At 64.4% G+C, this 7,724-nt stretch carries 9 protein-coding genes; 6 read left to right on the top strand and 3 right to left on the bottom strand.

Annotation, left to right across the window (positions count from 1 at the left end; translation table 11 throughout):
- Positions 1 to 202: 202 nt before the first annotated feature.
- Positions 203 to 1,738: an MFS transporter gene (locus tag QP997_RS05095; protein ID WP_284846429.1), complete on the top strand. Its 1,536-nt coding sequence runs from the start codon at positions 203 to 205 to the stop codon at positions 1,736 to 1,738.
- Positions 1,739 to 1,829: 91 nt separating this feature from the next.
- On the opposite strand, the gene QP997_RS05090 is transcribed toward QP997_RS05095, so the two are convergent.
- Entirely contained in the window at positions 1,830 to 2,951 is a 1,122-nt protein-coding gene (locus tag QP997_RS05090) for a pseudouridine synthase (RefSeq protein WP_284846428.1), read from the bottom strand.
- Positions 2,952 to 2,972: 21 nt separating this feature from the next.
- Between QP997_RS05090 and QP997_RS05085 the strand changes: the two genes are divergently transcribed.
- The 3 genes from QP997_RS05085 (at position 2,973) to QP997_RS05075 (ending at position 4,951) form a co-directional block, all read left to right on the top strand.
- A complete protein-coding gene (locus QP997_RS05085; RefSeq protein WP_246818008.1) occupies positions 2,973 to 3,131 on the top strand; it encodes a hypothetical protein in 159 nt (52 codons plus the stop codon).
- Positions 3,132 to 3,277: 146 nt separating this feature from the next.
- On the top strand, positions 3,278 to 4,183 hold the full coding sequence (locus tag QP997_RS05080) for a universal stress protein (protein WP_070758241.1): 906 nt from the start codon (positions 3,278 to 3,280) through the stop codon (positions 4,181 to 4,183).
- Between the two features lie 90 nt (positions 4,184 to 4,273).
- On the top strand, positions 4,274 to 4,951 hold the full coding sequence (locus tag QP997_RS05075; protein ID WP_070758243.1) for a TetR/AcrR family transcriptional regulator: 678 nt from the start codon (positions 4,274 to 4,276) through the stop codon (positions 4,949 to 4,951).
- Between the two features lie 95 nt (positions 4,952 to 5,046).
- Here the strand turns inward: QP997_RS05075 and yidC are convergent, their stop codons facing one another.
- A complete protein-coding gene (gene yidC, locus QP997_RS05070; RefSeq protein ID WP_070762030.1) occupies positions 5,047 to 5,994 on the bottom strand; it encodes a membrane protein insertase YidC in 948 nt (315 codons plus the stop codon).
- Between yidC and QP997_RS05065 the strand changes: the two genes are divergently transcribed.
- Positions 5,993 to 6,814, top strand: coding sequence for a class E sortase (locus QP997_RS05065; protein WP_284846427.1), 822 nt, complete (start codon positions 5,993 to 5,995; stop codon positions 6,812 to 6,814). The two genes, yidC and QP997_RS05065, sit on opposite strands and share 2 nt — an antisense overlap.
- A gap of 3 nt (positions 6,815 to 6,817) precedes the next feature.
- Positions 6,818 to 6,973: a hypothetical protein gene (locus QP997_RS05060; protein WP_168167034.1), complete on the top strand. Its 156-nt coding sequence runs from the start codon at positions 6,818 to 6,820 to the stop codon at positions 6,971 to 6,973.
- A 79-nt stretch (positions 6,974 to 7,052) separates the two neighbouring features.
- Here QP997_RS05060 and QP997_RS05055 read toward each other — a convergent pair whose 3' ends face one another.
- Positions 7,053 to 7,685, bottom strand: coding sequence for a DUF2020 domain-containing protein (locus QP997_RS05055; protein WP_284846426.1), 633 nt, complete (start codon positions 7,683 to 7,685; stop codon positions 7,053 to 7,055).
- Between the last annotated feature and the right edge of the window lie 39 nt (positions 7,686 to 7,724).

The raw sequence follows: 7,724 nt of genomic DNA, 5'->3' as shown, positions 1-7,724 counted from the left end.
GACGCCGCCGGCATTAAACTTTCATAGTGGTGGTGCGACGTGTTGTTGGTTGTTCCCGTTTTGTACGGGTGATGATCGACAGCTCGTCGCACCACCACTTTTTTTATTTCCCTATAGCCCCCAAACCAACGGGGGCTTTTGGTGTCTCAACCCTAGATACCCGAACCGGAAAGAATTCGAAGAAGCTGGACGCCGCACAAACATGAACGAAATCGCCAAGGATCCACGCCGCTGGTTCCTCCTCGCCACCGTCGGCATGGGAGTGTTCCTCGTCTGCCTGGACAACACAGTCCTCTACACCGCCCTCCCAACCATCGTGGCGGAACTCGATGCCACCGCACCCCAGATGCTGTGGATCATCAACGCCTACCCCATCGTCATCTGTGGGCTCCTCCTAGGCACCGGCACCCTCGGCGACGAAGTCGGCCACCGGCGACTATTCATCATCGGCCTCATCATCTTCGGGCTTGCCTCCTTCCTCGGTGGCTACAGCACAAACGTCGCCACCTTCATCACCGCTCGCGGCCTGCTAGCGATCGGGGCAGCAACCATGATGCCGGCCACCCTCGCCCTCATCAGACACACCTTCGAAGAACCAGCCGAGATGAACCTCGCGATCGGCATCTGGTCAGCGCTCGCCACCCTCGCCGCCGCATTCGGCCCGGTGGTCGGCGGACTCCTCCTCGAATATTTCCGTTGGGGCTCCGTGTTCCTCATGAACGTCCCCATCGTCCTCGCCGCGCTTATCGCGCTGCCCTTCGTCTCCAAGCGCGACGAACCCAACCCGGACCAGGCATGGGATTTCCGTTCAGTTCTGCAGGCAATGATTCTGCTGGTCTCCTTTGTGCTCTTCATCAAGCAGCTCGCGCACCGCCCCATCGACTGGAGGGTCGTCGCCATCGCCATTGCGGTGGCGCTGATCTTCGGCTTTCGGTTCACGAAGCGTCAGGGCAAATTGCAAGAGCCGCTCCTGGACTTCGGCATCTTCCGCTCCCCGCCGTTCCTCTCCGGCGTCTTCGGCGCCGGCCTCGCAATGTTCGCGGTAGCAGGCTTCGACTTCCTCACCACCCAGCGACTCCAGCTGATCGACGGCTTCAGCCCACTGCACGCAGGCGTGTACGTCACCATCGTCGCCGTTGGCTCCCTGATCAGCTCGCTCATTGCCGGCCGGCTGTACACCGTCCACGGCGCACGCCCCTTCATCGCCGGGGGCATGGCTCTGGGCGCCGTCGGCGCGATCATCGTTGCCGTTGGCTCCAATGCGAACTCCAACGCGGTGATCCTCACCGGACTCGCGGTCCTCGGGGTCGGCCTCGGCGCCTCCATGGCTGTGTCGTCGATCGCGATGATTGGTGGGGCACCACCGAACCGCGCGGGCATGGCCTCCTCCATCGAGGAGGTCTCCTACGAGCTCGGGGCCCTGATGTCCGTCGCCATCCTCGGCAGTGCGATTACCCTCGTGTACTCCATTTTTTACGACGCCAACGCCCCCGCGCTGGCAGGCTCCCACGGATCCGCAGGGCACGAGCCGAATGTGAGCCTCCAAGACGCCGTCCAATTCGCCGCCGGTCTTCCCGACGGCCCCGTGAAGGCAACGGTTCTCCAGCACGCCCAGGACTCTTATCTCAGCGCATACACCCTGACAGCCTTGATTGTGGTCCTCGTGCTGGCCGCGGGCGCGCTGTACACCAACCGACTGCTGCGCCACCGGGAGCCCGGCGAATCGGAGATTGTCTAAAGCAGCGTCGCCAAGCCGTCCCGGGGCCGTTAGCCGGCCGCTGGCGGCTCTCGTCCCGAGACGTCCCGGGACGACTTGGTACAGCGACCGCCTAGTACGTCGAGAATTCCCGCAGCTCGCTCGTCAGCGGATCCTGGAAGCGGAGGCGCTGGGCCGTGAGCTCCATGGGGCGACTGAAATCCTCCTCACCCGCGAAGGGTGGGCTCGGCAGCGGCGCGCTCGGGTCGCGCAGCGCCGTGTCCGAAAGTTCCTCGTAGAGAGGGTCATTGAGGATCGGCAGCCCGAGGCTTCGCAGGGCGACGCGCAGCTGGTGGGTCTTGCCGGTCTCCGGGACCAGCTCCCAGACCAGCACCTCCCGCTCCCGTGGCGTGGGGTCCTCGGCGGTGGCAAGAGCCCGGCGTTCCGAACGCACGCCCACCACCTTGGTCAGCGCATTCGGTGGCGCCGGGAATAAACCTTGGCCAGGGGAGGCATTTGCCGAGTCGGAAACTGTCGAGGCGAAAGCCTCGATCGCCACAGCCTCCGGCTCGACAAGATAGGTCGCCAGCCGCCCCCGTTCCTTCACCATGTGGTGGCGCAGCAGCCACGGCTGTTCCGGCGTTGGCGCGGGCCACTCCAACCAGTCCCGGAATCGTGGGAGAGGAGAGAAGGGCGCCTGATCAGCCGGCAGAGTCACGGCCTCGTAGGTTTTCTCCGGCACCCGCTCATCGAAGAGGCGCTGGTACGGGCCCCGAACCTCGGGCCGCACCGTGAACATCAATACGCCACGGGTCAGCCGATCCAGCCGGTGGGCCGGGCTCAGCTCCGGGATACCGAACTGCCGGCGCGCACGAACCAGCGCGGTCTCCACGATGTGCTGGCCCCGCGGCAACGTCGCCATGAAAGGCGGCTTATCAACCACCAGCAGGTTGGCGTCCTGAAAAAGGAGGCGCAATTGACCAGGGACCGGGCGCTCGGGGGCGGGGCGGCGGTAGAAGTTGATGTAGCGACCGGGGCGGATGACGTCGCTGGGGGAGAGGGGGCGACCGGCGTCGTCGACGACCTCCCCGGCGGCAAAGCGTTCCAGCAGGGCGGCCTCGTCGTCCTCGGGGTGGCGGTGGCGCTGGGCTGAGATGAGCTCGCGGAGGAAGTCGAGGGCCGTGGTGGGCTCCGCCGTATGCGGCAAGGCCACCCGGGAGGGATTGAGGCCATCCTTAATTGCGAGGGGAACCATTAGGGTGCTAAAACTTTCTTCATGGATCTCAACGTGATTATGAACTCGCTCGCCAGCTTCTTCGCTACCGACTTCGGCCGTGTGGTCAAGGGCTTCCTCCAGGTGCTTTGGGAGCTGATCTCCCCATCCAACGCGCCGGGCGCCCACGACGTCCCGCTGCCGGAGCCTAAGAAGCCTTAATTCACCACAAGACCCCTCCAAAAAAGGGGTCTTTTTCGTCTGATTCCTCCGGTTATTGGAAATCAATTCATTGCGGTAGCGAGCGCAATGAAAAGCCAGGATAATGGGGGTAGGACAAAAGTTCTATTGGGAAGGACACAGTCGCGATGAGCGATCAGCCACAGAATACCAACTCCGGACGCGAGATTATCGTCGCAGTGGACGGCTCCGAGGCCAGCAACACCGCTGTTCTCTGGGCGGCTAACGCCGCGCTGAAGCGCAATCAGCCGCTGAAGCTCGTCTCCGCGTACACCATGCCGCAGTTCATGTACGCCGACGGCATGGTTCCGCCGCAGGAGCTTTACGACGACCTCGAGGGTGAGGCTAACGATCGCATTGAGACCGCCCACGAGCTGGTGCGCAACTTCAACGCGGATATTAAGGTCTCCCACGCGGTGAAGGAGGGCTCCCCAGTGGACATCCTCCTGAACTTCTCCCGCGACGCGGAGATGATCGTCATGGGCTCCCGCGGCCTGGGTGGGCTTTCCGGCCTGGTCATGGGCTCCGTCTCCTCCGCGGTCGTCTCCCACGCCGACTGCCCGGTCGTGGTCGTGCGCAAGGATAGCGACGTCAGCGAGGAGTCTAAGTACGGCCCGGTCGTCGTCGGTGTCGACGGCTCCGAGGTGTCCCGCCAGGCGATGGAGCAGGCCTTCCGCGAGGCATCTGCCCGCGGCGCTAGCCTCACCGCCGTGCACGCCTGGAATGACTCCCAGTTCTACGCCTCCTACGCCGGCCTCAACGCCGGCGAGCAGGAGAAGGCCGAGCACATCGCCCTGCTGAAGCAGGAGATCGCGCCGTTCGCTGAGCGTTACCCGGACGTGAAGGTCACCGAGATCATCGCTCGTGATCGTCCAGTCGGCGCCCTGCAGGACGAGGCTGAGGGCGCGCAGCTGCTCGTCCTGGGTTCCCACGGTCGCGGTGGCTTCCGCGGCATGCTGCTGGGCTCCACCTCCCGCGCGCTGCTGCAGTACGCGCCGTGCCCGATGATGGTCGTGCGTCCACGCAACAAGTAGGATGCTTGACTGAGTTCTTTTCCCCTGGCCTGACTACCCATGGCCGGGGGAGAACTTTATTGACTGAAAAGAAGAGGAAGTGACCGAGGGATGGGGCCCGCCAAAAAGGCCACGGCGAAGAAAGCTGCGGTGAAGAAGACCACCGCCAAGAAGGCCACGAAGAAGGCCACCTCCAGGCGGCGTAACCGCCCGGGGCCTCGGCAGCGCCTGCTGGCCAGCGCCACGAACCTCTTCACCACCGAAGGCATCCGCGTGATCGGAATCGACCGCATCCTCCGGGACGCGGACGTCGCCAAGGCCAGCCTCTATTCCCTCTTCGGCTCCAAGGACAACCTCGTGGTCGCCTACCTCGAGGCGCTCGACCAGAAGTGGCGCGAGGACTGGGAGGAGCTCGCCAAGGATCGCGAGAAGCCGGAAGAGCGCATCATCGCCTTCTTCGACCTGTGCATCAAGACCGAGCCGGAGAATAACTACCGCGGCTCTCACTTCCAGAACGCCGCCAGCGAATACCCGCGCCCGGAGGTGGAATCCGAGGTGCGCATCCGCGAGGCCGCGATGGCTCACCGCACCTGGGTTCGCGAGACCATGGCCGAGCTGCTCACCGAACGCTTCGGTTACACCTCCCGCTCGCTGGCTGATCAGCTGATGATCTTTCTCGACGGTGGCCTCGTGGGCTCGAAGATGAACCGCCACGTCGGCCCCCTGGAGACCGCTCGGGACATGGCCAAGCAGCTGCTGCTCACGGTCCCGATGAGCTACTACATCTAGCCAGGGCCAGAGCCTGGGCTCACCCGTGCCGCTGCGTCGGCCGCATTTCGCCGTGGCACATGCAGTTGGGTGCTAGTTGCGAGTACTAGTTGCGGCTAGCGGCGGTGCCGGCCGGTGCGCCGCTTCTGCCGCTTAGCGACCCTCTTCTCCTCTTTCTTCTCCATGCGGCGCTGCAGCTGCAACTCGTTGTGGGCGTGGAACTCCTCCGTATACGGGTGGGTCTTATCGCTCCACAGGTGGATGCCCTGCGTGATCGTCAGCGTGCACAGGTTATTTGTCAGCCAGTACACGAAGACCATCACCGGCAGTGGGCCCAGCAGCCCAAACAGGATCGGCATGAAGAACACGATCGGCAGCATCACCTTCAGCAGTCCCAGCGCGAAATAACTGAACCCCTGGTTCGGGTCCATCGTCGCCTTCGTCCGCCGGATCGAGAAGATCAGGTTCGTCGCCGTGAACGTACTGGCAAGCAGCACCATCGGCAACGCCACCCGCAACACGCTCGCCTGATCCGTACCCAGGTTCGCCAGGGACTGCTCCGGCATCTGAACGTAGGTGATCAGGGGGACGCCGAAGATGCGGGCATGCATGAAGGTGTAGACGTCCTCGTCGGAAAGAGGCCCGAAACCCTGCAGGTTATTCGGATCCACCACGCCGTTCGGGCGCGCCACCCGCAGCAGCATGCGGTACAGGCCGATGAACACGGGGATCTGGATCAGCGCCGGAAGGCAGCCGTCCCGCATCCGGTAGCCGCCCTCGAGCTGCATCTGCTTGCGCCGCTTGTTGAGCTCCTTGCGGGACTCCGCGTCAGTGCGCCCGGCATACTCCTGGCTCAGCTCGTGCAACTGCGGGCGCAGATTGGCGAGGTTACGGGAGGAGCGGATCTGGCGCAGGGTCAACGGCGCGAGCAGGCTGCGCACCGTCAGCACCAGGAAAATCACCGCCACGATCCAGGCCACGCTGGGGGCAATGCCGAAGACCTTGGTGAAAAGCACGTGCCAGAGCTTCAGCACCAGCGCAACCGGGTATTCGACGATAATCATGAAAAGAACCTTAGCGTGTAACGTTATGCGCATGAGCGACGGTAAACACCGCCGGAAGCTGGACCCGATCAGCGTCCTTGGCGAAATCTTCGTAACCTTCGGGGTGATCGCCCTGCTCTTCGCATTCTACGAGGTGTACTGGACCGATATCTCCTCGGGACGCGAGCAGGCCCTCGTGGCAGGAGACCTCGATAACCAGTGGGATTCCCGGAACCCGCGACCGCTCACGGAGATCACCGAAGGCGCGGCCTTCGCACGTCTGCACATCCCCTCCTTCGGCAGCGATTTCAACTTTGCCGTGGTCAAAGGCACCAGCGATGCTGACCTGACGAAGGGGCCGGGCCAATACCTCGACAGCCAGGACCCCGGCGAGCGGGGCAACTTCGCGATGGCCGGCCACCGCGTCGGCCGCGGATCCCCATTCAACGACCTGGGCCTGCTGAAGACCTGCGACACCGTCGTCGTCGAGACCGCCGGATCGTGGAACATCTACCGGGTGCTTCCCATCGACGTCCCCGCCGATCAGCGCCAGGCCGCGGCGGCGGAGTGCCTGCCCGAGAACCTTGCGGAACAGATGTCCAGCGGGCCGTATGCGGGCATCCAGGGGCGCCACATCACCCTGCCCAGCGACATCAACGTCATCAACCCGATCCCCGGGGCGCCCGGGCTGGAGGTCGGGCCCGAGGACGCGGCCCTGCTGACGATGACCACCTGCCACCCGCAGTTCTCTGATGCGGAGCGCATGATCGTCCACGCCGTTCTCGAGAAGAAGGAACCCAAGTCCCCCGGCTACGTGCCGGCAGAGCTCACGGAGGTCTAGACCATGTACGCCGCACTCTGGAGAATGCTGCCCGGCCCGTGGTGGGTGAAGCTGATCATCACGCTCGTGGTGCTGGTCGCCATCTTCCTCCTGCTGATGGAGGTCGTATTCCCGTATATCGGCCCGATGATGCCGTGGACGAGCGTGGCCGTGGACTAAGTGGGCCTCTGGCCGAAAAGCGCATGGCCGCCCGCGGGCCCAGCCGGGGCCGGGGTTCGAGGATGGTGGGCGCGCCGGCTTAGAGTTTGAGGTTCTTGATCGTCTCCGTGGCGATCTGCTCCGCCTTGAGGGACTGTTCCTGGGCGGTGAAGACGACGACCGCGGTCTGGTCCTTCCACACAGCGTAGACGGCCTCCTCGCCGTCCTTGCCACCGCTGCGGCCACCGCTCCAGCCCTCGGGCTTCAGCGCTTTCAGGGTGGAGTCCACCGGGGCAGCGTGGTCGACGACGGCGACGGCGTCCTTGTTCGTGGTCATGTGGCGCACCATGACTTGTGCCTGGGGGACGTCCTCGTAGGACCAGAAGACGCACGCCGGCGGATCGAAGCGTCCGTCGAGGCCCGTGGCGGTCCACCGCTGGCCCGTGGTCGTCTGCAGCCACTCCCCGTCGAGATACGGGCATCGGGTTTCGGAGTCGCCCTGCCCCACCGGTGCGGGCAGCGTATCGACGGGCAGTTCAGTGCCCTTCACGCCCTGGACCGGCTCGCCGGGCAGGAGGCCGTCCTTCGACTGCTGGGCTTCCGTGCTCTGCTCCGGCTTATCGCCACCAATTGCGGAGCAGCCCGCCACCGCGAGGGAGCCGATGAGCAGAACAGCTGCGCTGGCTCGCGCGACGGGGCGGGCTGGAGAAAAGCGAAAGGTAGAAAGCGCCATGGTCGAAATTCTAGTGCGCACAGCGCATTTTCACGAAGT

Source organism: Corynebacterium sp. MSK039, assembly GCF_030232315.1.
Classification (GTDB): Bacteria; Actinomycetota; Actinomycetes; order Mycobacteriales; family Mycobacteriaceae; genus Corynebacterium.
Note: the sequence above shows the minus strand (reverse complement) of the source record. Positions and strands in the feature narration are given on the sequence as shown.

Excerpts from the sequence above, each read along its gene's own strand:
- QP997_RS05075 (WP_070758243.1), top strand. The coding sequence starts at position 4,274 with ATGGGGCCCGCCAAAAAGGCCACGGCGAAGAAAGCTGCGGTGAAGAAG.
- yidC (WP_070762030.1), bottom strand. The coding sequence starts at position 5,994 with ATGATTATCGTCGAATACCCGGTTGCGCTGGTGCTGAAGCTCTGGCAC.
- QP997_RS05065 (WP_284846427.1), top strand. The coding sequence starts at position 5,993 with ATGAAAAGAACCTTAGCGTGTAACGTTATGCGCATGAGCGACGGTAAA.
- QP997_RS05055 (WP_284846426.1), bottom strand. The coding sequence starts at position 7,685 with ATGGCGCTTTCTACCTTTCGCTTTTCTCCAGCCCGCCCCGTCGCGCGA.
- QP997_RS05090 (WP_284846428.1), bottom strand. The coding sequence starts at position 2,951 with ATGGTTCCCCTCGCAATTAAGGATGGCCTCAATCCCTCCCGGGTGGCC.
- QP997_RS05085 (WP_246818008.1), top strand. The coding sequence starts at position 2,973 with ATGGATCTCAACGTGATTATGAACTCGCTCGCCAGCTTCTTCGCTACC.
- QP997_RS05095 (WP_284846429.1), top strand. The coding sequence starts at position 203 with ATGAACGAAATCGCCAAGGATCCACGCCGCTGGTTCCTCCTCGCCACC.
- QP997_RS05060 (WP_168167034.1), top strand. The coding sequence starts at position 6,818 with ATGTACGCCGCACTCTGGAGAATGCTGCCCGGCCCGTGGTGGGTGAAG.
- QP997_RS05080 (WP_070758241.1), top strand. The coding sequence starts at position 3,278 with ATGAGCGATCAGCCACAGAATACCAACTCCGGACGCGAGATTATCGTC.